Source organism: Actinosynnema sp. NPDC037264 (assembly GCF_055603705.1).
In genome coordinates this window covers 85,813-109,093 of the sequence record NZ_JBVJVK010000027.1, presented here as the reverse complement: position 1 = coordinate 109,093, position 23,281 = coordinate 85,813, and the positions used below count along the sequence as shown (strand labels likewise).

Genomic DNA, 23,281 nt, shown 5'->3' with positions numbered 1-23,281 from the left:
CCAGGATCGCCCACTCCGCATCCGTCAGATCACCACGCGCCACAACGCAATTTGATCAAACCCTACGATCAACATTCCGGCGGACACGCCCTAGGTGGTCCAGCGCCAGACGGACGGCGGTCGTCCGCCCTTGGGCAGGGCGGCGGCGTGCTGCGTGGTGCGTTCCAGGCCGGGGACGCGTTCCATGGTGCGGCCGAGGTTGGCGGGGTAGGGCCGGTCGCCGGTGAGGGATTCGGTGACGTCGAGCGCGTGGGCGGTGGTGAACTCGCGGCCGAGGAGACCGGCGGTGAAGGCGGTGTCGCGCCAGAGGTGGTCGGCGAGCAGGGGGCGGCAGTCGCGGACGATGCGGTCGTGGTCGAACGCGAGCGGCGGCACGTCGGCGAGCGGTGTCCAGGTCGGGCCGTCGCCGGTGAGCCCGGCGGGGTCGATGGTGGCCCACAGGGCGATGGACAACGTGGGTCCGCGCGGGTCGCGGGACGGTTCGTCGAACGTGGTCAGCTGGCCGGAGGCGGAGATGGCGTGCTCGGGCACGCCGAGCTTGCCGGTGACCGCGCGCCGTGCCGCGTCACGCAGCCGTTCGCCCTTGCCCAGCAGGACGCCGGGCAGGGCGAGGACGCCCGCGAACGGGTCGAGGGCGCGTGGTGCGATGCCGAGGAGCACGGCGCGCGCGGTCGGGTCGAAGCGCAGCGCCAGCACGTCCACCGACACCAGGGTCGACTCGATCATGGCCCGATTGTCCCGCATTCAGCGAAGCGCCGGTGCGCGCACGGTGTAGTCCGCGCGGTCGGGCCCGGCGCCGGTGACGAGCACCGGCACGTCGAGGTGGTGCGCCAGCCACGCCTCGGGGTCCGGCATGGCGGTGAGTGTGGGTGTGCGGTGGCCGAGGAACGCGGTGAGGTCCGTGGCCGGCAGGGGGGCGTCGTAGGCGGTGGCGACTTGGAGGTCGCGTGCGTCCAGGTGGGTGACGGCCAGCGCGTCTACGCCGCCGCACGCGTCCACCGCGTACCGGAGCAGCACGGCGTCGAGGTGTCCGGCGCGCCACGATCCCTGGTAGCGGCCGGTGTCGTTGTGGCGTTCCGGGAAGCGTGCGAGCACTTGGTCGTCCTCGGTGGGCAGCGGTCCGGCGCCGTGCCGGGTCTGGTAGGTCCGGGTCACGCCGAGGACGGTGGCGCGGCGGTGCCCGAGGAGGCCGCGGGCGTTGTCGGGCGTGACGGTGGACCAGGTGGTGTGCGGGTGGAACCCGTGCCACTGGTCGAGCAGCACGCCCTGGGCGCCTTCGAACACCAGGCGTCCGCGGTCGGCGAGGCGGCCCACCTCGTCGCCGGTGGTGACCCGGACGGCGCCGGCGAAGTCCCGGTACAGCGACACGAGGTCGTCGACGGACGGGCCGGCGCCGATCAGCGGCTCGTAGAAGCGGGCCAGGGCGTCGAGCTTGGCCCGCAGCACGGCCGGGTGGGCGCAGTCGCCGACGGTCGGCGGCGGCCCGGGGTCGCCGATGACCTCCTGGCCTTCGACGACCTCGCCGGGCGTCGCGCCGCGGTCGGCGAGCAGGCCGTACCAGGCCGTCTCGCCGATGCCCTTGCCGCACGAGCCGTGCCGGGCGTGCCCGCGAGCGTCCTCGCGGGCACGGTTGGCGGCGACGTGCAGCGGTGTGGTGAGCAGGGCGTCGGCGTCGATCGACAGCAGCCGCAGCGGGTCGGTGACGCCGAGGTCCGCCAGTGCGTTCGCTTCGCCGGCCAGGGCGATCGGTTCGACCAGGACGTGCCGGGACAGGTGGGTCGGCACGCCCGCGAGCGTGCCGGACCCGAACTGGCTGAACGTGTGGTGCCGGTCGCCGACGACGACGTTGTGCGCGGCCTGGGCGCCGCCGTTGAACCGGACCACCGACGTGACCGGGGCGTCGTGGCAGAGGGCGTCGACGACGGCGCCCTTGCCCTCGTCGCCGAACCCGAGGCCGACGACGATGACGTGCCCGTCCATCACGTGAGGGTGACGTCGTCGGGGCCGTCCAGCAGCGGGGGCGTGGCCGTGGTGGCCACGGTCTTCCCGCCGACGTGGACGAGGGCCTTGCCGACGGCCTCGCTCTCCGCGACCGAGCCGACCTCGGCGAGGTCGACCATCGCCTGGTCGAGGTCGACCACGCGTTCCTCCATGCCGATCGTGGCGGCGATCAGCTCGCACACCGCGCCGGGGTCGTCGAGCTTGAGGAAGCGCTGGCCGAGCAGGTCGCGCCAGTGGTCGGCGATGTCCTGGTCGTGGTAGTACGAGGACTGGTTGGGCAGCACGAAGTACACGTGCCACCTGCGGCTCAGCTCCCGGTACACCGAGGCGGGGTCGATGTCCTCCTTGACGTCGTCGCCGATGATCCGGCGGATGTGGCGCGCCTCCAGGCGTGGCTTGTTGAGCTCGTCGCCGATGAGGAACAGGTAGCCCTTGCGGCCGCGCTTCTGCCAGGCGTCGGTGACCACGTGCCGGGCCACGAAGTAGGCGGCGAGCTCGTAGGACTCGCTCTTCTGCCCGCCGCCGTTGCCCTCCAGGAAGATGGTGCGCAGCTGCTCGTCCATCCGGTTGTCGGACTCGAACTGGCCGACCTGCAGCGGCACGCGGTCGCTGTCGGCGTCGCCGATGCCGCCGAACATCAGCTGCGGGTCGGCGAGGTAGCCCTTGCGCTGCAGCAGGCCGTGCAGCTTGCCGAGCTTGCGCTGCATGATCTGCGGCACGCGGCCCATCGAGCCGGTGACGTCGAACAGCACCGCGATCGGGGTCGAGTCGGCGTGGTCGGGCGAGTCTCGGCACTCGCGCGCGGCCACGCCCTTGGGGTCGAGCGACGGGTCGGCCTTCCACTCCTTCGAGGGGCGCGACCGCATGGTGGCGGTGTAGCCGAAGTCGTCGATGCCCTTGGCGGCGCGGAAGGTCCTGGCCGCCGCGTAGGCGTTGTCGTCCCACTTGCCGTGTCCCATGTCAGGCTCCTGTCCTGGGTAGTGCGAACGGGCGGAAGGTCCGTTCGCCGTAGAGGTCTTCGAGCAGGTCGTCGTACTCGGTGAGCAGGTCGACGGCGTCGGGCCGTCGGGTCGGGTCGTCCTGCGCGCAGCCGCGGGCGAACCTGCGTTGGGCGGTTTCGCCCTCCGCCAGGAGGTCCAGCATCAGCGCGTGCGCCATGTGGACGTCGGTGGCGGGGGTGGCCGGTCGTCCGTCGTGGACTTCCGGCGGGTAGGCGGTGGTCTTGTCGGTGGCCAGGCGTCGTTCGCCCGCGCCGACCGCGAAGGTCCAGCCGGCCAGCACGACGCCGTGCTGCCCGGGGTGCACCAGCACGTTCTCGGCGGTGATCGCGCCGTGCACGAGGCCGACCCGGTGCGCGCCGGCGACGGCCCGCAGCAGCCTGCGGTGCATCCAGGCGTAGTCGCGGCCGTCCAGGCCGCGCGGGAACGCCCCGCGCACGTCGGCGAGCGTGACGAAGCCGTCCACCAGCGGTGCGAGCACGGTGAAGGCGCGCGAGCCGCGGGCCACCTCGCCGGAGGTGTCGATCAGGTGCGGGTAGTAGGGCCGCAGCCAGTCGTGCCGGTCGGTGAAGCGGGCGAGTCGGCGCAGCGCGTCCCACTCGGCGTGCAGGAGGGGGTTGAGGGCGGGGTTGCGCACGACCTTGACCACGGGGGCGCCGTCGGTGCGGTAGACGGTGGCGACGCTGCCGACCGCGTGCCGTCCGGCGAGCCGGTAGGCGCCGCGGTCGGTGCGCAGCTCGACCGACGTGCCGTGCTGCCACTCGTGGTGCAGCCGGGTCAGCTCGGCCGACGCCGCGTGCGCCCTGGTGTCGTCCGCGCCGACCCGGTCGGGGTGCAGCACGGCGGCGAGGCCGCGGTAGAGCCGCTGGGCCTCCTTGCGGCGGGCGGGGTCGGGGTCGACCGGGCCGAACAGGTCGGCCGCCGAGCCCGCCCGTTCTACTCGTTCGAGCGCTTCGTCCCTGGTGAACATAGTTTGAGTCTAGACGACTCAAACCGTGCGGTGGGATGGAATATCGCTGTGTCGCCCGTCACGTACCGCCGGGTCGGCCGTTCGGCTAGGGTTTCGGGCGATGTTGTACTTCCTGTGATCATCGGTATCCGCGATCGCGTCGAGCCCCGCTCCGCGAGCGCTTCTCCACACCCTCCGCACCGATGACTCGGCGTGCCGCGCCGGGAACAGGAGTCTGCCTTGCGCACCGCGCAACTAGCCCTGCACAACGTCACCAAGAGCTATCACGACCGGGTCGTGCTCGACGCGGTCTCGCTGACCGTCAAACCGGGCGAGAAGGTCGGCGTGATCGGCGACAACGGGTCCGGCAAGTCCACGCTGCTCGCGATCGTCGCGGGCCGGGTGGCGCCCGACCACGGCGAGGTCACCGTCGTCGCGCCCGGCGGGATCGGGTACCTGGCCCAGTCGGTGGACCTGCCGCCGCACGCCACCGTGGCCGACGTGGTCGACCTCGCGCTCGCCGACCTGCGCGACCTGGAGGACCGGATGCGCCGGGCCGAGGCAGACCTGGCCGGTCCGCGCGCCGACCCGGAGCACTACGCGTCCCTGGTGGAGCTGTTCGAGGCCAGGGGAGGGTACGAGGCCGACACGAGGGTGGAGGTGGCCCTGCACGGCCTCGGGCTGCCCGGCCTGGACCGGCGGCGCGCGCTGGGCACGTTGTCCGGCGGCGAGCTCTCGCGGCTCGCGCTCGCCGCGACCCTGGCGTCCTCTCCGGAGCTGCTGCTGCTCGACGAGCCGACCAACGACCTGGACGACCAGGCCGTGACGTGGCTGGAACAGCACCTGGCCCGGCACACCGGGACCGTCGTCGCGATCACCCACGACCGCGAGTTCCTGGACCGGGTCACCTCCACCATCGTCGAGGTCGAGGCGGGCCGCGCGGCGCGGTTCGGCGACGGCTACGACGGCTACCTCGTGGCCAAGGCCGCGGCACGGGCGCGACGCCTGCGCGAGCACCGGGAGTGGCGGGCCGAGCTGACCCGCCAGGACCGCCTGCTGTCCACGGCGACGCGGCAGCTCGGGGAGATCCCGCGCAAGCTGCCGCTGGCCGTGTTCGCCGCCGGGCCGTTCCGCGCCAGGGGCCGCGGGCACGGCGCGATGAGCCGCATCCGCAACGCCAAGGAACGCCGGGCGCGGCTGACCGCCAACCCGGTGGCCCCGCCGCCGGAGCCGTTGCGGTTCTCCACCCGACTCCCCGGCGGCGACGGCGACGCCCGGTGGGCGGCCGAGCTGTCGGACGTGCGCGTCGGCGACCGGCTGCGGGTGCTGCGCCTGACCGTGCGGCCGGGGGAGCGGCTGCTGGTGACCGGCCCCAACGGCGCGGGCAAGACCACGCTGCTGCGGGTGCTCAGCGGTGAGCTGCGCCCGGACTCCGGCGTGGTCGACGTGCCGGGCCGGGTCGGGCACCTGCGGCAGGAGGAGCCGCCGTGGCGGCCGGAGCTGACCGTGCTCCAGGCGTTCGCCGAGGGCCTGCCCGGTCACCCCGACGAGCACGTGGACGTGCTGCTGGCGTTGGGCCTGTTCGACCGGCGCGACCTGCGCACCCGCGTCGGGGAGCTGTCCTACGGGCAGCGGCGGCGCGCCGAGCTGGCCCGCCTGGTGACCAGGCCGGTCGACCTGCTGCTGCTGGACGAGCCGACCAACCACCTGTCACCCGGCCTGGTCGAGGACCTGGAACAGGCCCTGGCGGACTACCCGGGCGCGTTGGTCGTGGTGACGCACGACCGGCGCACCCGGGCCGGGTTCCGCGGCACCCGGCTGCACCTGGAGGACGGCGAGGTGACCTGATCAGCCCGCGGCGGCGACCGACCGGTGCAGGACGGTCGCCGCCGCGAACGGCCGCCACGCGACCGCCACCACCACGACCGCGAACCAGAACGGCGCGGTGACGCCGAACCGGCGGGCCGGCAGGCCGCCGACGAGCGTGCCCAGCGCGGACCCGCCGACGCTGAGCAGGGAGTAGGCGCTGCTCACCCGGCCGCGCAGCTCGTCGGGCACCTCCCGCTGCCGGACGGACTGCGTGATCACGGTCCACACCACCGCGTGCACGCCGAACACCGCGAGGACCGCGCCCGCGACCCACACCTCGCGCGCCAGCGCCAACCCCGGGTGGGTGCCCGCCTCGACCACCAGGCCGACCCGCGGCAGCGCGGTCGGCCCGAACCGGTCGATCAACCGGCCGGCGAGCGCCGTGCCGAGCACGCCGCCGCCGCGATCGTGCTGAGCAGCAGGCCGAACCACCTCGGGTCCAGGCCCAGCCGCTCACCGGCGTACAGCACCAGGATCGACAGCGCGCCCATGAGCGTGAGGTTCATCAGGCACAGGCACAGGCACAGGCCCAGCGTCCGCAGCACCTCGTGCCGCCACAGCCGGCGCAGCCCTTCGCCGATCTCCGCGCGCACCGTCCGCCGTTCGACCGGGGTCTGCGCCGGTGCCGCGGGCCAGGTTCGCCGCCACGGCCGGCTTCCGCCGGTCCAACCGGTCCACGATCACGCCGCTGAACAGCGAGAACAGCAGCCACGGCAGCAGTTGGGCGAACACCGCGCCCGCCACCAGCGCCGGGTCGTTGGTGAGCGAGGCCGGCAGCAGCGGACCGGCGGCCATCGTCATGCCGTCGCCGAGGTTGGACACGGCGGAGGCGAACCACAGCTTGGTGAAGTCCGGTCCCGGTCGTCGCCCCATGCCGGCGGACGTTGGCGACCGCGCCCGCCCGGGGCACGCGGACCGCCGCCCGTCCGGCCCAGGACGGATTCCGCCGAGAGCGATGGGGCGGTGGACAGACCGGCCCGGCGGCGCGGATGATTCGCGCAGTCGCGAACTACTGGGGGTACCGCGCATGGCCTCGCCGTTGGACAACCCGGCCTGGACGTCGTTGACCGGACCGCACGCCCGCTTCGCCGAACGGCACGGCCAGGCGGTGCGCTACCCGCCGGACGTGGCGACGTTCGTGGGGCTGCCCGACCGGCCGGACGAGCGGGTGTGGTCCGACGTCGCCGCGCTCGCCGGGCCCGAGGCGATCGTGCCGATCACCTCGGCGCTCGCGCCGCCCGCCGACTGGGAGGTCGTCGAGCGCATCGACGTGGTGCAGCTGGTGGAGGACGGCCTGCGGGTCGCCGAGGACGCCGAGGCGGTCCGGCTCGGGCCCGCGGACGTGCCGGAGATGCTGGACCTGGTGGAGCGCACCCAGCCCGGACCGTTCCGGCCGCGGACCGTGGAACTGGGCGCCTACCTGGGCATCCGGCGCGACGGCGCGCTGGTCGCGATGGCCGGCGAACGCCTGCGCCCGCCGGGGTGGACGGAGATCAGCGCCGTGTGCACCGATCCCGCGCACCGCGGCCAGGGCCTGGCCACCCGGCTGGTGCTCGCCGTCGCGGCCGGGATCCGGGCCCGGGGCGAGCAGGTGTTGATGCACGCCGCCGCGACCAACACCTCCGCCATCCGGCTCTACGAGTCGCTGGGCTTCCGGGTGCGCACGCCCGCCGCCATCACGCTGCTCCGCGTGCCCGCGCACGCCCCGGCGGGCCTGCCCGCCTGACCGGGCCTCAGCCGTCGGACGGCACGTCGGACCGCCCGGACGGCAGCCCGGCCACGAACCGGGCGACGAGCTCGGCCGCGACGTCGCGCGCCTTGACGTTGCGGCGCTGGGACATCGCGGTGATCAGCCGGAACGCGGCGTCGGCGTCGCAGCGGTGCCCGGCCATCAGCAGGCCGACGGCCTGGCTGGTCGTGCCGCGGCCGGCCAACGCCTCGCGCAGCGTGCTCGCCTCCCGTTCCCCTCGCTCAGCACCAGGTCCGGCCGCGCCGCGCCGCCAGCCCCGGCCCTCACCACCTGTTCGGCTGGTCCCCGGGCGCGAACACCGCGCACGCCGTGGTGAGCGTCGGTGACGACAACCGGTGGTTGCTCTGCGACTTCGTGCTGCGCGAGGCTGGTCCAGATGGCGTTCCTGGTGTCGTTCGGCGTGCTGCTGGACACCCTGCTCGTGCTGTCCCTGCCGGTGCCCGCGCTGACCGTCCACATAGGACCGAGGTTCGGGTGGCCGGGGCGTGCGTCCGGACGGGGGACGGCGGTGTCGGGTGCGACGCCGCGCGGGTAGTGGTGGACTGGGACGACGTCCGACGAACCAGGTGAGGATGGGACATGACACTGGACCAGGCGCGGGCTACGACCCGGACCACGGCGCCGTGGTGGACCTCGGCGGTGGTGTACCAGGTGTACCCCCGCAGCTTCGCCGACTCGAACGGTGACGGCGTCGGCGACCTGGCCGGGCTCGCGTCACGCCTGGACCACCTGGAGCGGCTCGGCGTGGACGTGATCTGGCTGTCGCCGGTGTACGCCTCGCCGCAGGCCGACAACGGCTACGACATCTCGGACTACCAGGCGATCGACCCGGTCTTCGGCACGCTGGAGGACTTCGACGCGCTGTTGGCGCAGGTGCACGCGCGCGGGATGAAGCTGGTGATGGACCTGGTGGTCAACCACACCTCCGACGAGCACCCGTGGTTCGCGCAGTCCCGGTCGTCGCGCGACAATCCCCAGCGCGACTGGTACTGGTGGCGTCCGCCCCGCGAGGGTTTCGAAGCCGGACAGCCGGGTGCGGAGCCGACGAACTGGGGGTCGTTCTTCTCCGGCCCCGCGTGGACGTTGGACGAGGCCACGGGTGAGTACTACCTGCACCTGTTCGACCGCAAGCAGCCGGACCTGAACTGGGAGAACCCCGAGGTCCGCCAAGCCGTCCACGCGATGATGCGGTGGTGGCTGGACCGGGGCGTGGACGGCTTCCGGATGGACGTCATCAACCTCATCTCCAAGGACCCCGACCTGCCCGACGGCGCCACCACCGGCGTCGGCGGCCTCGGCGACGGGTTCCCGCACGTCGCCACCCGCCCCGGCGTGCACGACTTCCTGCGCGAGATGAACCGCGAGGTGTTCGAAGGGCGGTCCGGCGAGTTCCTGACCGTGGGGGAGATGCCGGGCGTGACGTGGGAACAGGCCCGGCTGTTCACCGACCCCGCGCGGCGCGAGGTGGACATGGTGTTCCAATTCGAGCACGTCTCGCTCGACCACGGGCCCGGCGGGAAGTTCGACCCGAAGCCGTTGGACCTGCGCGACCTGAAGGCGTCGTTGGGCCGCTGGCAGACGGCGTTGGCGGAGGTGGGCTGGAACAGCCTGTACTGGAACAACCACGACCAACCCCGCGTGGTGTCGAGGTTCGGCGACGACGGGGAGCACTGGCGCGAGTCGGCGACCGCGCTGGCGACCGTGCTGCACCTGCACCGCGGCACGCCCTACGTCTACCAGGGCGAGGAACTGGGCATGACGAACGCGCCGTTCGCCGGCGTGCACGAGATGCGCGACGTCGAGTCGCTCAACCACTACCGCCAGTCAGTCGCCGCCGGCGGCGACCCCGAGTCGGTGCTGCGCGGGCTGCGCGCGATGGGCCGCGACAACGCCCGCACCCCCGTGCAGTGGGACGCCACCCCGAACGCCGGCTTCACCACCGGCGAACCGTGGCTCGCGGTGAACCCCAACCACACCTGGCTCAACGCCCAGGCCCAGTACGACGACCCCCGCTCCGTCTTCAACCACTACCGCGCGCTCATCCGACTGCGCCACGAACTCCCCGTCGTCGCCCTCGGCGACTTCCGCATGCTCCTGCCCGACCACCCGCAGGTCTACGCCTACGAACGCACCCTGGACGACACCCGGCTGCTCGTCGTGGCCAACCTCGGCGGCGCACCGCAGACCGCCGAGCTCGACCCCGACTGGTCCGCCGCCGACGTCGTCCTGGCCAACACCGACGAGGCGCTGATCTCACCCGGGCGGGTCGACCTCCGGCCGTGGGAGGCGCTGGTCCTCACCCGGTCCGACCCGGCCTGACCCGCGGATCGCGGCGGACGCCCGACGAAGTCGTTTCACACCGGCGGGCGTCCTGCCGGACAATCGCCCCGCCCGCACCACGGAGGGGGACGATGGACGCATCGGACGTGCCACGCGCGGTGGCCGCGAGCACCTCGACGGCCGCCGCGCTCGGTCTGGCTGTCGACGACGCGGTCGTCCTCCAGGCCTCGAACACGCTCACCCTGCGCCTGCTGCCGTGTGACGTGCTGGCCCGGGTGGCGCCGGTGGCGCAGCAGGTCGCGCAGTTCGAGATCGACCTCGCGCGACGGCTCGCCGCCGCCGGTGGTCCGGTGGGCGCTCTCGAGCCGCGGGTCGAGCCACGCGTCCACGAACGCGACGGTTTCGCCATCACCCTGTGGACCTACTACGAATCCGCGACGCACCAGGAGATCCCGCCGGCCGACTACGCCGACGCGCTCGAACGGCTGCACGCCGGCCTGCGCCGGGTCGACGTCCCCGCGCCGCACTTCACCGATCGGATCGAGCAGGCACAACGACTCGTGGCAGACCGCGACCGCACCCCGGCGCTCGCCGGCGCCGACCGGCGACTCCTCGCCGACGCGCTGCGGAGCCTGCGACGGGCGATCACCGGGCGCGGCGCCGCCGAGCAGCTGCTGCACGGCGAGCCGCACCCCGGCAACGTGCTGGCCACGACGGGCGGACCGCTGTTCATCGACCTCGAGACGTGCTGCCGCGGACCCGTCGAGTTCGACCTCGCCCACGCGCCCGAAGACGTCGACGAGCACTACCGGGGCGTCGACCGGGAGTCGGTGCGCGAGTGCAGGCTCCTCGTCCTGGCGATGATCACCACCTGGCGCTGGGACCGCGACGACCGGTTCCCGGACGGCCGCCGGCTCGGCGCGGAGTGGCTCGACCGGCTCCGGGCCGGACTCGACCGACACCACCTCGACGGGTGACCGCCCCGCCCGCCCACGCCCCCGGACGCTAGGAGGGGCGCCCGCCCGCGGACGCCGAGCGGGTCGCGTGCAGCGAGGCCAGGAGTCGCAGCCGGTCCGCGTCGGCGCTGCCCGGTTCGGCGGTGTAGACGAGCATGACCGGTCCGGGGTTGCCGGGCAGCGGGTAGCTGTCCCAGTCCAGGACGATGTCGCCCACCTCCGGAACCCGGAACGTCTTGGTGCCGCTGACCGACTCGCGCACGTCGTGCCGGGCCCACAGCCGCCGGAACTCCGCGCTGCGGATGCTCAGCTCGCCGACGATCGCGGTGGCCCGGGGGTGCGTCGGGTCGGTGGCGACCGCGGCGCGCATCATGCCGATGTAGTCCAGCGCCTGCCGCTCCCAGTCCGGGCAGCTGCGCGCGCCGGTCCGCGCGTCGTCGAACAGCAGCAGGAGCATGTTGAGCCGGTCGGGAGGGCAGTCGCCCGGGTCGCCGAGCAGCGCCTCCGCCATCGGGTTCCAGTCGAGCAGGTCCAGGTGCCTGCCGAGCACCACCGCCGGCGTGTCCGCCACCCGCAGCAGCCGACGCGTGCCGGCCGGCACCCGTTCCGGCTCGCGCTCCACCCGGGCGGGCATCGGCCGGCGGGCCGCGTGGGCCAGGGTGAACAGGTGTCGGCGCTCCTCGTCGCCGAGGCCGAGCGCGCCGGCCAGCGCGTCCAGGACGTCGTCGGACGGCCGCACCTCCCGGCCCTGCTCGATCCGCTGGTAGTAGTCGGTGCTCAACCCGGCCAGCAACGCCAGCTCCTCGCGCCGCAGCCCGGAGACCTTGCGCCGCCCGCCCGGCTCCAGGCCGACGTCGTGCGGGCGCAGCCGGCCGCGCCGGGCGCGCAGGAAGTCGCCGAGCTCGCGGGCGTAGGGGTGAGGGCTGCTCATGCCACCAGTGTGTCCCGCCGCCGGACACCCGGGGTAGGTCCCGCAGACCCAGGAAACCGGGACCGACCGAGCCTGCCCCGACCACACCTAACGTCGTCGGCGCCGGACACCCACACCTCCAGGAGCAGCAGATGACCGCATGGACCGCCGACCGCATCCCCGACCAGCGCGGCCGGGTCGCCGTCGTGACCGGCGCGAACTCGGGCCTCGGCCTGGTCACCGCGACCGAACTGGCCCGCCGCGGCGCCCACGTCGTGCTCGCCGTCCGCGACACCGCCGCCGGCGAGCGGGCCGCCGTCCGCATCGGCGGCGACACCGAGGTGCGCGAGCTGGACCTGGCGTCCCTCGACTCGGTGCGCGCGTTCGCCGCGAAGCTGGCCGTCGACCACCCGGCGATCGACCTGCTGGTCAACAACGCGGGCGTCGTCCTGCTCGGCCCGCGCCGCACCTCCGCCGACGGCTTCGAGCTCCAGTTCGCCACCAACGCCCTGGGCCACTTCGCGCTGACCGGCCTCCTGCTCGACAACCTGGCCGCGGCCCCGCAAGCCCGCGTGGTCAACCTCAGCTCGATCACCCACCGCAACGCTCACCTCGACTTCGACGACCTGATGTCCGAGCGCCGCTACCGGGGCGCCCCCGCCTACGGCCGGTCCAAGCTCGCCACCACGGTCCTCGGCGTCGAACTCGACCGCCGCCTGCGCGCCGCCGGGTCGCCGATCCTCGGCGTGCTGGCCCACCCCGGCCTCACCCGCACCAACCTGACCCCGCGCGCGTGGGAGCACCGCGGCCGGCTCGGGCGGGTGATCGCGCGGCTCGGCCTGCTGGCCACCCAGCCGGTGGAGCGGGGAGCCCTGCCGCAGCTGCACGCCGCGACCGAACCCGGCGTGCGGGGCGGCCAGTTCTTCGGGCCGGCCAGGCTCTGGGAGACCGTGGGCCCCGTCGCCGAAGCCCGCTTCGGCCGGGAAGCAGCCGACCCGGCCGTCGGCAGGCGGCTCTGGGCGGCGGCCGAGGACCTGACCGGCGTCCACTACCTCTGAACCGGCGGCCACCGGCCGTCCCGCCCCGCCGCGACCGCCCGGCCGTGCTCGGAGGTCGGTCGTCCCGGGTGGGCCGCACGAACCGGTCGGTGATCGAGCCCGTGAGCCTGGGTCGGAAGCGGTGGTGGCGCTCGAGGATCAGGTCGTCGCCGCGTCGGCCGCCTTGGCCGCCCGCTCGATCCGCGCGCGCCGGTCCGCCCAGAAGGCCGCGTCCCGCCCCTGCCGGGCCATGCTCCCCGCGTCCATCTCCACCGCGCCGTCCAGCTGCTCGCGCAGGATGTCGGCGTGCCCGGCGTGCCTGCTGGTCTCGGTGAGCACGTGGACCAGGACGTTGAACAACATCACGTCGGGACGCGGCCACCAGGGGACGTGACCGGGCGCGTCGACGGCGAGGGCGGCGATCGTCGCGTCGGAGTGCGTCCAGACGCGGCGGTACAGGCCGATGACGTCCTCGCGCGTCTCGTGCTCGGTCGCCCACAGGTCGGCGCCGCGCTGCGACCGGTCGTCCCACCGGGGGAGGGCCTCCGGGAACGGCCGGCCGAAGACCTCGCCGAAGTACCGGGACTCCGACAAGGACAGGTGCTTGACCAGGCCGAGGAGGTTGGTGCCGGTCGCGGTCAGGGGACGGCGCACGTCGTACTCGGGCAGCCCGTCGAGCTTCCGGAGCATCACCTCGCGGATCTCTCGCAGGTCGCCGTGCAGGTACTGCTTCGCGAAGTCGTCGATCACGGGTACGAGCATGCACCACCGGCCCCGCACCCGGCCGCCGCCCGGCTGTTCCCGCCCGACCCGGCGGGAACGGCCACCGCGACCACCTGAACGCCGCAGTCGGACTACATCCGTTGCGGCGCCGTGATCCCCAGCAGGTCGAGCCCGTGGCCGAGGGTCCGCGCGGTCAGCCGGCACAGGGCCAGTCGGTTGCCGCGCACGGGTTCCTCGGCCTTGAGGACGGGGCAGTTGTCGTAGAAGGCGGTGAACGCGCGGGCCAGGTCGTAGAGGTAGCCGCAGAGCCGGTGCGGTTCGAGGGTGGCGGCGACCTCGGTGACGACGGCGCCGTAGGCGTCGAGCGCCAGACCGAGCGCCCGCTCGGCGGGGTGCGGCGGCACGGTGCGGTCGACCGTCGTGCCCTCGTCGCCCGCGTGGCCCAGGATCGAGCTGATCCGGGCGTGGGCGTACTGCAGGTAGACCCCGGTGTTGCCGGTGAAGGACACCATGCGGTCGACGTCGAACGAGTAGTCCTTCACCCGCGAGGTCGACAGGTCGGCGTACTTGACCGCGGCGATGCCCGCGGACTCGGCGATCCGGTCGAGCTCGGCCGCGTCGAGGTCGGGGTTCTTCTCCTCGACGATCGCCCGCGCGCGCGACACCGCGTCGTCGAGCAGGTCCATCAGGCGGACCGTGCCGCCCGCCCGGGTCTTGAACGGCGTCCCGTCCGGACCGAGGATCGTGCCGTAGGCGGCGTGCTCGGCGGTGACGCCGTCGGTGAGCCAGCCCGCCCGTCGGGCCGCCTCGAAGACCAGCTGGAAGTGCAGCGCCTGCCGCGAGTCGGTGACGTAGACCAACCGGTTGGCCTTGAGGTCGCGCAGGCGGTAGCGGATGGTGGCCAGGTCCGTGGTGTCGTAGCCGTACCCGCCGTCGCGCTTGCGGACCATCAGGGTGACCGGCTTGCCCTCGGGCCCGGAGACCTCCCGCGAGTAGAACACGAGCGCGCCGTCGCTCTCCACCGCCAGGCCCGCGTCGACCAGCTCCTGCACGGTGTCGCCCAGCATCGGGTTGTAGAACGACTCGCCGACCGAGTCCTCCGGCGTCAGCAGCACGTTCAGCCGGTCGTAGATCGCGCTGAACGACCGCTCGGACTCCGCCACGATGTCCTGCCAGACCGCGACCGTCTCCGGGTCGCCCGCCTGGAGCGCGACGACCCGCGAGCGGGACCGGTCGGCGAAGTCCGGGTCGGCGTCGAACTTCGCCCGCGCCGACCGGTACAGACCGTCCAATGCCGACACCGCCGAGGCGGCCTCGCCCAGCTCGTCCTGGTGCCACGCGGCGTCGGGGTGCTCGTCGAGGTACTGGATCAGCATCCCGAACTGGGTCCCGAAGTCGCCCAGGTGGTTCTGCCGGAGCACGTCCGCGCCGAGGAAGCCCAGCACGCGCGCGAGGCCGTCGCCGATGATCGTCGTGCGCAGGTGCCCGACGTGCATCTCCTTGGCGATGTTGGGCGCGGAGTAGTCGACCACCACCCGGCGACCGGTTTCGGTCGCGCCGACCCCGAGGCGAGCGTCCGCCAGGCGGGCGGCGACCTGCTCCCAGACCGCGCCATCGGTCACGGTGACGTTGAGGAAACCCGGCCCGGACGGCTCCACCGACCCGATCACCGCGTCGCCCTCGACGTCGAGCGCGGCCACGACCCGCGCGGCCAGGTCGCGCGGCGGCACGCCGACGCGCTTGGCCAGCGCCAGCGGTGCGTTGCACTGGAAATCGGCGCGATCGGATCGTCGCACCACCGGATCCGCGCCCGCCAGGTCCTCACGGACCCGGCCGATCGCCTCCGACATCGTCGTGGCGATCCGTTCCAGCAGCGACGGCACCTCCTGGTGGTGGGCACTCACCTGACACAGCCTCCTTCGTCGGAAGGCGATTGTCCCAGGCTCCACCGGTCCTCGGCCGAGCAGGGTCGGCGCCGTCGCCGCGCGCGCCGGGGCTACTCCCGGGCGACTTCCACGTCCTCCAGCACACCGAGCGCGTCCGGCACCAGGATCGCGGCCGAGTAGTAGGCGCTGACCAAATAGGACGTGATCGCCTTCTCGTCGATGCCCATGAACCGCACGTTCAACCCGGGCTGGTACTCGTCGGGCAACCCGGTCTGGCGCAGGCCGATCACGCCCTGCGCGTCCTCGCCGGCGCGCATCAGCATGATCGAGCTGGTCCTGGTCCTGCTGACCGGGATCTTGCCGCACGGGAAGATCGGCACGCCACGCCAGCCGGGGATCTGGTGGCCGTTGTGGTCGACACCGCTCGGGTAGACCCCGCGTCGGCTGCACTCCTTCATGAACGCCGCGATCGTGCGCGGGTGGGCCAGGAAGAAGGTCGGCTCCTTCCACACCACGGCGAGCAGGGCGTCCAGGTCGTCCGGGGTCGGCGGGCCGGTGCGGGAGTGGATGCGCTGGGACAGGTCGGCGTTGGCGAGCAGGCCGAACTCGCGGTTGTTGACCAGCTCGTGCTCCTGGCGTTCCCGCAACGCCTCGATGGTCAGCCGCAGCTGCTGCTCGACCTGGTCCATCGGCTCGTTGTAGAGGTCCGCGACCCTGGTGTGGACCCGCAGCACGGTCTGCGCCACGCTCAGCTCGTACTCGCGGGGCGACACCTCGTAGTCGACGAACGTGCCCGGCAGCGACACCTCGCCCTCGTGGCCGGACGCCAGCGCGATCTCGGCCTCGCCCGCGGCGTTCTGCGCGGGACGCCGACCGGCGCGGAAGCTCTCCACGTGGGCGCGCAACGCGTCCGACCGCTCGACCATCGCCTCGAACGCGGTCTGCGTCATCCGCAGCGCCGTGCACGCCGTGACGGCCTTGACGGTGTACTCCCAGAAGTCGTCCGACTCCACCACGGCCTGGTAGCTGAAGTGGTCGCCGCCCGCCAGCACGGCGAGGACGACCTGGTCGCCGTACTCGCCCACGCCGACCTTGTCCGCCTTGCCGTGCGCGAGCAGGAAGATCTCCTCGGCGGGACGGCCCCGCTCCACGATCACGTCGCCCGGCCCGTACTCGTGCTGGACGAACTGGTCGGCCAGCGCGGCGAGCACCTCGTCGTCGTCGAAGTCGCGCAGCAGCGGCAGTTCCCGCAGTTCCTGCGGGATCACCCGGGTCTGCGCGCCCACCCGGGTGAACGTCACCCGACCGTCGCCGACGGTGTAGCTGAGCCGCCGGTTCACCCGGTAGGTGCCGCCGGACGCCTCGACCCAGGGCAGCAGGCGCAGCAGCCACCTCGACGAGATGTTCTGCATCTGGGGTTCGGACTTGGTGGTCGTCGCGAGGTTCCGCGCGGCGGCCGTGTCCAGGCTCTGCCGCGGTCGGTCGCCGTTCACGTCCAGGTCCGCGGACTCCGTGACAGTCACTGCCAGAACCACCTGTCGTCGTCGATGAGGTCGGGGGAGCGGAGCGTCAGGTCCGGTAGCGCGGGTTGGTGGAGTGCCATTCGAACCCGCCCCCCATCCACGCCCGGACGCCGCGCAGGAACTGCTGCAGTTCCGGCGACGGCAGGGCCTGCAGCTCCCGGTGGCCCGCCTCGAAGTCGCGGACGACGTCGTTGTGCAGGCCGACGGTGACGGCGGTGGCCTCCTCGACCGAGCAGTTCCGGTCGGCCACGACCTGCAGGACCATGTTGCAGACCGGGGTCTCGTCGGCCGCGTCCTTCGCCACCGAGTGCAGGTCGTTGACCAGCACCGAGGCGGTCCCGGCCTGCATGAGCAGGCGGCGCACGCGCGGGTCGTAGTACAGGTTCGCGGTGAGCTCGTAGCCGCCGACGGCGTCGACCACGGTCATCGACGTGTAGAAGCTGTCGTGCTGCCGGGCGGCGAGGTACTCCCACGCGGGCGGGTACTTGCCCGTGTGCCGCCACGCCGCGTAGGAGTTCCAGCTCACGAACATCGCGAACGTGGCGTAGCAGGCTCGTTGGACCTGCGCCGGCGTGCCTCGTCGGGCGAGGTGGCCGATCGCGGAGTTCAGGGCCACCAGCACCGGGTCGCCGCGCAGCGCCTCGTCCAGCTCGGCGGAGAACTCGCCGGCCGGCGCCACCGGGTCCATGGCCGACATCACCAGCGCGAGCCGCGGCGGCAGGTCCACCGGCACGGCGCCCATCCCGCTGTCGTCGGCGTAGAGGTCGTCGGCCGCCCACCAGGCGGCGTTGAGCCGTGCCGCGATCAGCAGGCGCTCGGGGTCGTCGGTGTCGGTGTGGGTGAGCATGGCCAGCCGCCCGAAGCCCGCCTTGCGCAGCGGTTCGAGGTCGTCCTCGGCGAACCCGCACTCCCTGGCCCAGGAGACGAGCCGGTCGTCGACCTCCGCCCCGAGCGGCTCGTCGACCCGTTCCACCACGGGGACGTAGAGGGGCGGCGCCGTGCCGTCGCCCCACGGCCGTTCGGCGTAGGCGGGGTGGTGGCCGAAGAGCTCGGCGAGGCGAGCGGCGGAGGTGCCCAGCCCGGACGGCCCGGCGAGCCGGGACGCCCCCGCCACCACGTCGTCGAGCATCGCGCCCACCCGCTCAGACACGGTCGGCCGCGATGAGCAGGTAGTGGAAGCTGCCCTCGCGATAAGCGGTCAGGAACGCCTCCTCGATCCCGGTCGCCACCGAGGACTTCTCGCGCAACTCCCAGTACGGGATCGTCGCGGCGGTCAGGTCGATCACGTTGATCGGGACGAAATCGTTGGCCGCCAGCGCCTTGAAGTACTCGCTGCGCGGGTGGATGTTGCAGATGTAGTGCTGGTCGATCTGGCTCACCGCGCGCGAACGGCCGCCGGTGACGTCGTTGTAGCACCCGGTGATGGTGACGTAGCGACCGCCCGGCGCGAGTTGGCGCGCGTGTTCGGCGAACAGTTCGTGCAGATCGACGTACATGGTGCTCTCGTTGTTCCAGATGCCTTTCATCGAGCCCGTTTCGAAGCGGGTGTCGAGCATGTTGCGCAGGTGGTACCTCACCTTGTCGGCGACGCCCCGCTTCCGGGCCTGCGCGTTGGCGAACTCGACCTGCTTCTCCGAGATGGACACGCCGTCGACCCGGCAGCCGAAGCGCTGGTTGGCCATGATGCTGGTGCCGCCCCGGCCGCAGCCCGCGTCGAGCAGCCGGTCGTCGGGCCCGATGTCGCCCAGGTTGTCGAGCAGCACGTCGGCCTGCGCGGTCTCGAGCCGGTGCATCTCGGCGATCACGGCCTCGTCGCGCCGCTCGGCGGGCACCTCCAGCACGGCGGGGTCGTAGTCGCCGATGCCGTAGTGGTGGTGGTAGAGGCCGTCGACCTCACCCAGGCGCAGGTTGACCGGATTCTTTTCGTTGTTCCAGTACGTGGCGATCGAGCGCTGGTAATCGGTGCGCAGCACCGGTCGGCCCTCGGTGTCCTGGAATGTCGCCATTGAATGAGCTCCCCACGTCGTTTGCCGCGACCCACGCCTGTTTTGGTCTTCGGCGAAACTAACACCGTGCTCCGGACGGGCGCAGTCACCCATTTGAGTGGCACGGTCGACAGGGGAAAAGAGAATCCACCTAGACTACTTCTCTCACTCAATGCGGCATTTTTCACCCGCACCGGTGATGGAAAGAACACGCCGAGTGGGTGTTCCGGCGCGCGACTACTCCGTCCAGGGCTGCGGGAGGAGGACCACCTTGCCGGTGACGGTGCCGGACTCGGCCAGGCGCACGGCGTCCGCGACCCGCTCCAGCGGCACGCGGGCGGCGATCGTGGGCGTCAGGGAGCCGTCGGCGAGCAGGCCGAACACCGTGCCGAGGTCGCGGGCCAGCCGGGCGCGGAACTTCGCGGCGTTGCGCTTGCCCGCCCACACGTTGAAGAACGTGGCGCGGCGCCCGTTGGGCAGCGCGTTCCACCACAGGAGGCGCACGACCAGCTTCAACACCGGCAGCATGGCCGAGCCGGGCTCGTCCTTCGTCGACGCGCTGCCGTACGCGACGAGCGCGCCCCGCCGGGCGAGCAGGCGGTAGGAGTCGACCAGGCCGGGGCCGCCGACGTGGTCGAACACCGCGTCCACGCCGTCCGGGGCCAACTCGCGGACCTTGCCCGGCACGTCGGCGTCGCGGTAGTCGACCGGGATCGCGCCCAGCGCCCGGACCGCGTCGTGGTGCCGCGCCGAAGCGGTGCCGATCACCCGCGCGCCGGCGAGCACGGCCAGTTGCACGAGCAACGACCCGACGCCGCCGTTCGCGCCCAGCACCAGCACGGTCTGGCCGGCCCGGACCTTGGCGAAGCCGTGCGCCATCTGCCACGCGGTCACCCCGTTGACGACCAGCGCCGCCGCCTCGGCCGCGTCCACGCCCGCCGGCACCGGCACCAGGTCGGCCGCCTCCACCAGGGCGTGGCTGGTCCAGCCGCCGGTCTTGGTCAGCGCCGCGAACCGCCCGCCGACCAGGCCCGGGTCCACGCCGGCGCCGACCGACGCGACCGTGCCGACCAGGTCGTAGCCGGGCACGAACGGGAACGGGGGCTGGTCGAAGTACTTGCCCTTGCGCATCTGCTTCTCGGCGAAGGAGACCCCGGACGCCTCGACCCGCACCAACGCCTGCCCCGGACCGGGGGTCGGGCGCTCGCGGTGGCGCAGCTCGAGGCCCTCGGGCTCGACCACGCCCGGCAGCACGACTTCCAGGACCTGCTCGGCGGACTGCTTGCTCATCGCTTCCTCCAGACTCTGTGAGTGGTCAGTCACTCATGACTGAGTCAACGCGGCTGACAGGGGTCATGTCAAGGCGAATCAGGGAAAGAGTGGTTGGTCACTCACACTCGTTACGACGGGTACGCGTGTGCCTCGGTGGCCTTCACGGCGGCCCACAGCTCGTCACCGGGCCGGAGCCGGAGGTCCGCGACGGTCGCGGTGGTGACGTCGGCCAGCACGGGCGGCACGCCGTCCAGTCGCACGCGCGTGGTGTGGGCGTGCTGCTCGATCCCGGCCACGGTGACGCGCCACGCGTTGCGCGGGCTGCCGACCGGGCGCTCCGGGTGCAGGCCGACCGCGGTCGGGGGGAACACCACGTGCACCGGTCCGGTCACCGGCGTCGCCACGGTGAGCGTGCCGCCGGCGTCCAACGACACGGTCGTGCCGTGGGCCGTGCCGCGGTACAGGTTGAGGCCGACCAGGTCGGCGACGTAGTCCGTGCGCGGGCGGCGGGCCACGTCGGCCGGCGTTCCCTCCTGCACGACCTCGCCGTGCTCCAGCACCACCAGCCGGTCGGCGAGCACCATCGCGTCCAGCGGGTCGTGCGTGACGAGCAGCGTGTGGCCGGGGTAGTCGCGCAGGTGCCTGCCGAGCTCCGCGCGCACGTGCAGCCGGGTCGCCGCGTCCAGCGCGGCCAGCGGCTCGTCCAGCAGCAGCAGGTCCGGGCCGGTGGCCAGGGCGCGGGCCAGCGCGACGCGCTGCGCCTGCCCGCCGGACAGCGCGCGCGGCTTGGCCTTCGCGTGCGCGGCCAGCCCGACGCGGTCCAGCCACCGGGCCGCCTCCGCCCGCGCCGCCGCACGGCCCGCGCCCCGGGCCCGCAGCCCGAAGGCGACGTTCTCCAACGCCGACAGGTGCGCGAACAGCAGGTAGTCCTGGAACACCACGCCGATCGGACGCCGTTCGGCGGGCCGGAACACGGCCGGCGGCACGTCCCACGCCTGCCCGCCGAGCCGGATGTGCCCGCCGCTCAACGGGAGCAGCCCCGCCAGGGCGCGCAGCGCGGTGCTCTTGCCCGCGCCGTTCGGGCCGAGCAGGGCGACCACCTCGCCCGGCTCCACCACCAGTTCCGCGGCGAGCCGGAACGCGCCGCGGGTCACCCTCAGGTCGGCGTGCAGCGTCATGACGGCCCGCTGACCCACCGGTCGCGCAGCGCGGCCAGCACGCCCACGGACACCATCAGCAGCACCACGCTCAACACGATCGCCGCGTCCGGATCGGTCTCCAGGGCCAGGTACACGGCCAGCGGCATGGTGGTCGTCTCGCCCGGGAAGTTGCCCGCGAACGTGATGGTGGCCCCGAACTCGCCCAACGCCCGCGCCCAGCACAGCACCGTGCCCGCGACCACGCCCGGCAGGATCGACGGCAACGTGACCCGCCGGAACGCCAGCCAGCGCGACGCGCCCAGCGTCGCGGCGGCCTCCTCGTAGCGCGGATCGGCCGCCCGCAGCGCGCCCTCCACCGAGATGACCAGGAACGGCATCGCCACGAACGTCTCCGCCAGCACCACCCCGGCGGTGGTGAACGGCAGCGAGACGCCGAACCACGCGTCGAGGTGCTGCCCGACGAGCCCGCGCCGGCCGAGCACGAACAGCAACGCCACCCCGCCCACCACGGGCGGCAGCACCAGCGGCACCGTCACCAGCGCCCGCAGCACGCCCCGCCCCGGCACGTCGCCGCGCGCCAGCAGCCACGCCAACGGCACGCCCAGCACCAGGCACACCACCGTCGCCAGGCTCGCGCACACCAACGACAGCCGCAGCGCCTCGCCGACCGACGCGCTGAACAGCCGCGACGGCAGCGTGCGCCACGGCGCGCGGACCAGCAGGCCCACCAACGGGACGAGCAGGAACGCGAGCCCGACCACGGCCGGCAGCGCCAGCGCCACCGGCAGCCGGCCCCGGGTCCGACGACGGGTCGACCTCACGGCGCGTCGAACCCGGCCCCGGCGAGCACCGCCCGACCCCGGTCGGACCGCACGTGAGCCACGAACGCCCGCGCGCCGGCGGCGTTGCGGGCCTTGGCCAACGGCGCGATCGGGTAGTCGTTGACCGTCCGGTCGGCTTCCGGGAACCCGATGCCCTCGACCTCGCCGGCCGCCGACGCCACGTCCGTCCGGTACACCAGAGCCGCGTCCACCTCGCCGAGCCGCACCTTGGTCAGCACCGCTTTCACGTCCTGCTCCACGGTGTCCGGCCGCGCCACCACCCCGGCGGCCTCGAACGCCCGCTTCGCCGCCGCGCCGCACGGCACCTCCTGCGCGCACAGCGCGATCTTGGCCGCGTCGTCCGCGAAGCCCGCCAGGCCGGTGATCCCCGCCGGGTTGCCCGCGGGCACCGCGATCGCCAACCGGTTGCGCGCGAACGTGACCGGCTCGGCGGCCGTCCCGCCCGCGTCGACCACCTGCGCCATGTTCGCGGTCGCGGCCGAGGCGAACACGTCCGCCGGCGCGCCCTGCCCGATCTGCCGCGCCAGCGCCGTGCTGCCGCCGAAGTTGAACACGACGTCCACGCCGGGGTTGGCCGCCTCGAAGTCCTCGCCCAGCCGGGTGAACGCCTCGGTCAACGACGCCGCCGCGAACACCGTGATCCGGTCCTCCGCGGTGGTTCCCGACGCGCCGCAACCCGCCAGCACCACCAGCAGCGCCACCAGCGCCGGCGCGCGCATCACGCCTCCGGGATCTCGACGACGACGTGCGTGGACTTGATCGACGCGACCGCCACGGCGCCCACCTCGAGGCCGAGCTCGTCGGCCGAGTCGCGGCTCATCAGCGACACCACCCGGAACGGCCCGGCCTGCAGCTCGACCTGCGCCATGACCCCGTCCTTGACCACGCGCGTGACGATCCCGCGCATCCGGTTGCGCGCCGACGCGGCCACCGTCACGCCCGGCTCCGGCGCCTCGGCCAGGCGTTGGGCCAACTCGGCCAGCTCGCGACCGTCGACACCCTTGCGCCCGCTGTCCAGCTGCACCTCGGCCAGGCGGCCCTGGTCGATCCACCGGCGCACGGTGTCGTCGCTCACCCCGAGCAGGGCGGCGGCGTCACTGATCCGCAGATTCGGCACATCCAGCAGTGTAACTCCGCACC

The 23,281-nt window shown here is 73.3% G+C and carries 24 protein-coding genes and 1 pseudogene; 6 read left to right on the top strand and 19 right to left on the bottom strand.

The annotated features are described in order from the left end of the window. Positions 1-90: 90 nt before the first annotated feature. Genes ACZ7GX_RS26475 through ACZ7GX_RS26460 form a run of 4 tightly spaced genes read right to left on the bottom strand, consistent with a single transcriptional unit; the run spans position 91 to position 3,969 of the window. Entirely contained in the window at positions 91-726 is a 636-nt protein-coding gene (locus tag ACZ7GX_RS26475) for an NUDIX hydrolase (protein WP_498780410.1), read from the bottom strand. Positions 727-744: 18 nt separating this feature from the next. Continuing rightward, entirely contained in the window at positions 745-1,980 is a 1,236-nt protein-coding gene (locus ACZ7GX_RS26470) for an adenylosuccinate synthetase (RefSeq protein WP_498780408.1), read from the bottom strand. Further along, positions 1,980-2,960 (bottom strand): hypothetical protein, encoded by a 981-nt coding sequence (locus ACZ7GX_RS26465; RefSeq protein ID WP_498780406.1) that lies wholly within the window; start codon positions 2,958-2,960, stop codon positions 1,980-1,982. Before ACZ7GX_RS26465 ends, ACZ7GX_RS26470 begins: the two co-directional genes overlap by 1 nt. A 1-nt stretch (position 2,961) precedes the next feature. Next, a complete protein-coding gene (locus ACZ7GX_RS26460) occupies positions 2,962-3,969 on the bottom strand; it encodes a protein kinase family protein (protein ID WP_498780405.1) in 1,008 nt (335 codons plus the stop codon). 219 nt (positions 3,970-4,188) lie between these two features. On the opposite strand from ACZ7GX_RS26460, the gene ACZ7GX_RS26455 reads away from it, so the two are divergent. After that, entirely contained in the window at positions 4,189-5,796 is a 1,608-nt protein-coding gene (locus ACZ7GX_RS26455; RefSeq protein ID WP_498780404.1) for a TlrC/CarA/OleB/SrmB family ABC-F type ribosomal protection protein, read from the top strand. Here the strand turns inward: ACZ7GX_RS26455 and ACZ7GX_RS26450 are convergent, their stop codons facing one another. From ACZ7GX_RS26450 to ACZ7GX_RS26440, 3 genes and pseudogenes are all read right to left on the bottom strand, one after another. After that, positions 5,797-6,210, bottom strand: coding sequence for an MFS transporter (locus tag ACZ7GX_RS26450; RefSeq protein ID WP_498780402.1), 414 nt, complete (start codon positions 6,208-6,210; stop codon positions 5,797-5,799). It abuts the gene before it with no gap. Beyond that, positions 6,180-6,410 (bottom strand): hypothetical protein, encoded by a 231-nt coding sequence (locus ACZ7GX_RS26445; RefSeq protein WP_498780420.1) that lies wholly within the window; start codon positions 6,408-6,410, stop codon positions 6,180-6,182. Before ACZ7GX_RS26445 ends, ACZ7GX_RS26450 begins: the two co-directional genes overlap by 31 nt. Before the next feature lie 55 nt (positions 6,411-6,465). Beyond that, a pseudogene (locus ACZ7GX_RS26440) lies at positions 6,466-6,690 on the bottom strand (MFS transporter); the annotation flags it as partial. Positions 6,691-6,844: 154 nt separating this feature from the next. Here ACZ7GX_RS26440 and ACZ7GX_RS26435 point away from each other — a divergent pair. Further along, the gene (locus ACZ7GX_RS26435) at positions 6,845-7,543 is read left to right on the top strand and encodes a GNAT family N-acetyltransferase (RefSeq protein WP_498780400.1); all 699 of its coding nucleotides are present in this window, start codon (positions 6,845-6,847) and stop codon (positions 7,541-7,543) included. A gap of 7 nt (positions 7,544-7,550) precedes the next feature. Here ACZ7GX_RS26435 and ACZ7GX_RS26430 read toward each other — a convergent pair whose 3' ends face one another. Further along, the gene (locus ACZ7GX_RS26430) at positions 7,551-7,763 is read right to left on the bottom strand and encodes an ANTAR domain-containing protein (protein ID WP_498780418.1); all 213 of its coding nucleotides are present in this window, start codon (positions 7,761-7,763) and stop codon (positions 7,551-7,553) included. 180 nt (positions 7,764-7,943) lie between these two features. On the opposite strand from ACZ7GX_RS26430, the gene ACZ7GX_RS26425 reads away from it, so the two are divergent. The 3 genes from ACZ7GX_RS26425 (at position 7,944) to ACZ7GX_RS26415 (ending at position 10,824) form a co-directional block, all read left to right on the top strand. Beyond that, the gene (locus ACZ7GX_RS26425) at positions 7,944-8,102 is read left to right on the top strand and encodes a hypothetical protein (RefSeq protein ID WP_498780398.1); all 159 of its coding nucleotides are present in this window, start codon (positions 7,944-7,946) and stop codon (positions 8,100-8,102) included. Between the two features lie 44 nt (positions 8,103-8,146). Continuing rightward, positions 8,147-9,886, top strand: a complete 1,740-nt coding sequence (locus ACZ7GX_RS26420) for a glycoside hydrolase family 13 protein (protein WP_498780397.1) — start codon at positions 8,147-8,149, stop codon at positions 9,884-9,886. 92 nt (positions 9,887-9,978) lie between these two features. Further along, complete coding sequence (locus ACZ7GX_RS26415; protein ID WP_498780395.1) at positions 9,979-10,824, top strand: phosphotransferase; 846 nt, start codon at positions 9,979-9,981, stop codon at positions 10,822-10,824. A 28-nt stretch (positions 10,825-10,852) separates the two neighbouring features. Here ACZ7GX_RS26415 and ACZ7GX_RS26410 read toward each other — a convergent pair whose 3' ends face one another. After that, positions 10,853-11,734, bottom strand: coding sequence for a helix-turn-helix transcriptional regulator (locus ACZ7GX_RS26410; protein WP_498780394.1), 882 nt, complete (start codon positions 11,732-11,734; stop codon positions 10,853-10,855). A 131-nt stretch (positions 11,735-11,865) separates the two neighbouring features. Between ACZ7GX_RS26410 and ACZ7GX_RS26405 the strand changes: the two genes are divergently transcribed. After that, the gene (locus ACZ7GX_RS26405; RefSeq protein WP_498780393.1) at positions 11,866-12,771 is read left to right on the top strand and encodes an oxidoreductase; all 906 of its coding nucleotides are present in this window, start codon (positions 11,866-11,868) and stop codon (positions 12,769-12,771) included. Between the two features lie 138 nt (positions 12,772-12,909). Here ACZ7GX_RS26405 and ACZ7GX_RS26400 read toward each other — a convergent pair whose 3' ends face one another. The 10 genes from ACZ7GX_RS26400 to ACZ7GX_RS26355 form a co-directional block, all read right to left on the bottom strand. Next, positions 12,910-13,512 (bottom strand): DinB family protein, encoded by a 603-nt coding sequence (locus ACZ7GX_RS26400; RefSeq protein ID WP_498780391.1) that lies wholly within the window; start codon positions 13,510-13,512, stop codon positions 12,910-12,912. Between the two features lie 92 nt (positions 13,513-13,604). Continuing rightward, the gene (gene argS, locus ACZ7GX_RS26395; RefSeq protein ID WP_498780389.1) at positions 13,605-15,377 is read right to left on the bottom strand and encodes an arginine--tRNA ligase; all 1,773 of its coding nucleotides are present in this window, start codon (positions 15,375-15,377) and stop codon (positions 13,605-13,607) included. Between the two features lie 92 nt (positions 15,378-15,469). Then, the gene (locus tag ACZ7GX_RS26390; protein ID WP_498780388.1) at positions 15,470-16,882 is read right to left on the bottom strand and encodes a family 2B encapsulin nanocompartment shell protein; all 1,413 of its coding nucleotides are present in this window, start codon (positions 16,880-16,882) and stop codon (positions 15,470-15,472) included. A 46-nt stretch (positions 16,883-16,928) separates the two neighbouring features. Beyond that, positions 16,929-18,011, bottom strand: a complete 1,083-nt coding sequence (locus tag ACZ7GX_RS26385) for a family 2 encapsulin nanocompartment cargo protein terpene cyclase (RefSeq protein ID WP_498780417.1) — start codon at positions 18,009-18,011, stop codon at positions 16,929-16,931. Positions 18,012-18,024: 13 nt separating this feature from the next. Next, entirely contained in the window at positions 18,025-18,888 is an 864-nt protein-coding gene (locus tag ACZ7GX_RS26380) for a geranyl diphosphate 2-C-methyltransferase (RefSeq protein WP_498780387.1), read from the bottom strand. Between the two features lie 216 nt (positions 18,889-19,104). Further along, positions 19,105-20,157 (bottom strand): medium chain dehydrogenase/reductase family protein, encoded by a 1,053-nt coding sequence (locus ACZ7GX_RS26375; protein ID WP_498780385.1) that lies wholly within the window; start codon positions 20,155-20,157, stop codon positions 19,105-19,107. Positions 20,158-20,267: 110 nt separating this feature from the next. Then, on the bottom strand, positions 20,268-21,317 hold the full coding sequence (locus ACZ7GX_RS26370) for an ABC transporter ATP-binding protein (RefSeq protein WP_498780384.1): 1,050 nt from the start codon (positions 21,315-21,317) through the stop codon (positions 20,268-20,270). After that, on the bottom strand, positions 21,314-22,120 hold the full coding sequence (gene modB / locus ACZ7GX_RS26365; protein ID WP_498780382.1) for a molybdate ABC transporter permease subunit: 807 nt from the start codon (positions 22,118-22,120) through the stop codon (positions 21,314-21,316). The genes ACZ7GX_RS26370 and modB overlap by 4 nt, the downstream gene beginning before the upstream one ends. Next, a complete protein-coding gene (gene modA / locus ACZ7GX_RS26360; RefSeq protein WP_498780380.1) occupies positions 22,117-22,860 on the bottom strand; it encodes a molybdate ABC transporter substrate-binding protein in 744 nt (247 codons plus the stop codon). The genes modB and modA overlap by 4 nt, the downstream gene beginning before the upstream one ends. After that, entirely contained in the window at positions 22,860-23,258 is a 399-nt protein-coding gene (locus ACZ7GX_RS26355; RefSeq protein ID WP_498780379.1) for a TOBE domain-containing protein, read from the bottom strand. The genes modA and ACZ7GX_RS26355 overlap by 1 nt, the downstream gene beginning before the upstream one ends. Between the last annotated feature and the right edge of the window lie 23 nt (positions 23,259-23,281).

What these genes read in the sequence shown, in the direction of transcription:
- ACZ7GX_RS26470 (WP_498780408.1), bottom strand. Translation starts at nt 1,980, where the DNA reads ATGGACGGGCACGTCATCGTCGTCGGCCTCGGGTTCGGCGACGAGGGC.
- ACZ7GX_RS26460 (WP_498780405.1), bottom strand. Translation starts at nt 3,969, where the DNA reads ATGTTCACCAGGGACGAAGCGCTCGAACGAGTAGAACGGGCGGGCTCG.
- ACZ7GX_RS26385 (WP_498780417.1), bottom strand. Translation starts at nt 18,011, where the DNA reads ATGCTCGACGACGTGGTGGCGGGGGCGTCCCGGCTCGCCGGGCCGTCC.
- ACZ7GX_RS26425 (WP_498780398.1), top strand. Translation starts at nt 7,944, where the DNA reads ATGGCGTTCCTGGTGTCGTTCGGCGTGCTGCTGGACACCCTGCTCGTG.
- modA (WP_498780380.1), bottom strand. Translation starts at nt 22,860, where the DNA reads ATGCGCGCGCCGGCGCTGGTGGCGCTGCTGGTGGTGCTGGCGGGTTGC.
- ACZ7GX_RS26435 (WP_498780400.1), top strand. Translation starts at nt 6,845, where the DNA reads ATGGCCTCGCCGTTGGACAACCCGGCCTGGACGTCGTTGACCGGACCG.
- ACZ7GX_RS26400 (WP_498780391.1), bottom strand. Translation starts at nt 13,512, where the DNA reads ATGCTCGTACCCGTGATCGACGACTTCGCGAAGCAGTACCTGCACGGC.
- ACZ7GX_RS26405 (WP_498780393.1), top strand. Translation starts at nt 11,866, where the DNA reads ATGACCGCATGGACCGCCGACCGCATCCCCGACCAGCGCGGCCGGGTC.
- ACZ7GX_RS26410 (WP_498780394.1), bottom strand. Translation starts at nt 11,734, where the DNA reads ATGAGCAGCCCTCACCCCTACGCCCGCGAGCTCGGCGACTTCCTGCGC.
- ACZ7GX_RS26380 (WP_498780387.1), bottom strand. Translation starts at nt 18,888, where the DNA reads ATGGCGACATTCCAGGACACCGAGGGCCGACCGGTGCTGCGCACCGAT.
- ACZ7GX_RS26420 (WP_498780397.1), top strand. Translation starts at nt 8,147, where the DNA reads ATGACACTGGACCAGGCGCGGGCTACGACCCGGACCACGGCGCCGTGG.
- ACZ7GX_RS26475 (WP_498780410.1), bottom strand. Translation starts at nt 726, where the DNA reads ATGATCGAGTCGACCCTGGTGTCGGTGGACGTGCTGGCGCTGCGCTTC.
- ACZ7GX_RS26465 (WP_498780406.1), bottom strand. Translation starts at nt 2,960, where the DNA reads ATGGGACACGGCAAGTGGGACGACAACGCCTACGCGGCGGCCAGGACC.
- ACZ7GX_RS26415 (WP_498780395.1), top strand. Translation starts at nt 9,979, where the DNA reads ATGGACGCATCGGACGTGCCACGCGCGGTGGCCGCGAGCACCTCGACG.
- ACZ7GX_RS26375 (WP_498780385.1), bottom strand. Translation starts at nt 20,157, where the DNA reads ATGAGCAAGCAGTCCGCCGAGCAGGTCCTGGAAGTCGTGCTGCCGGGC.
- ACZ7GX_RS26370 (WP_498780384.1), bottom strand. Translation starts at nt 21,317, where the DNA reads ATGACGCTGCACGCCGACCTGAGGGTGACCCGCGGCGCGTTCCGGCTC.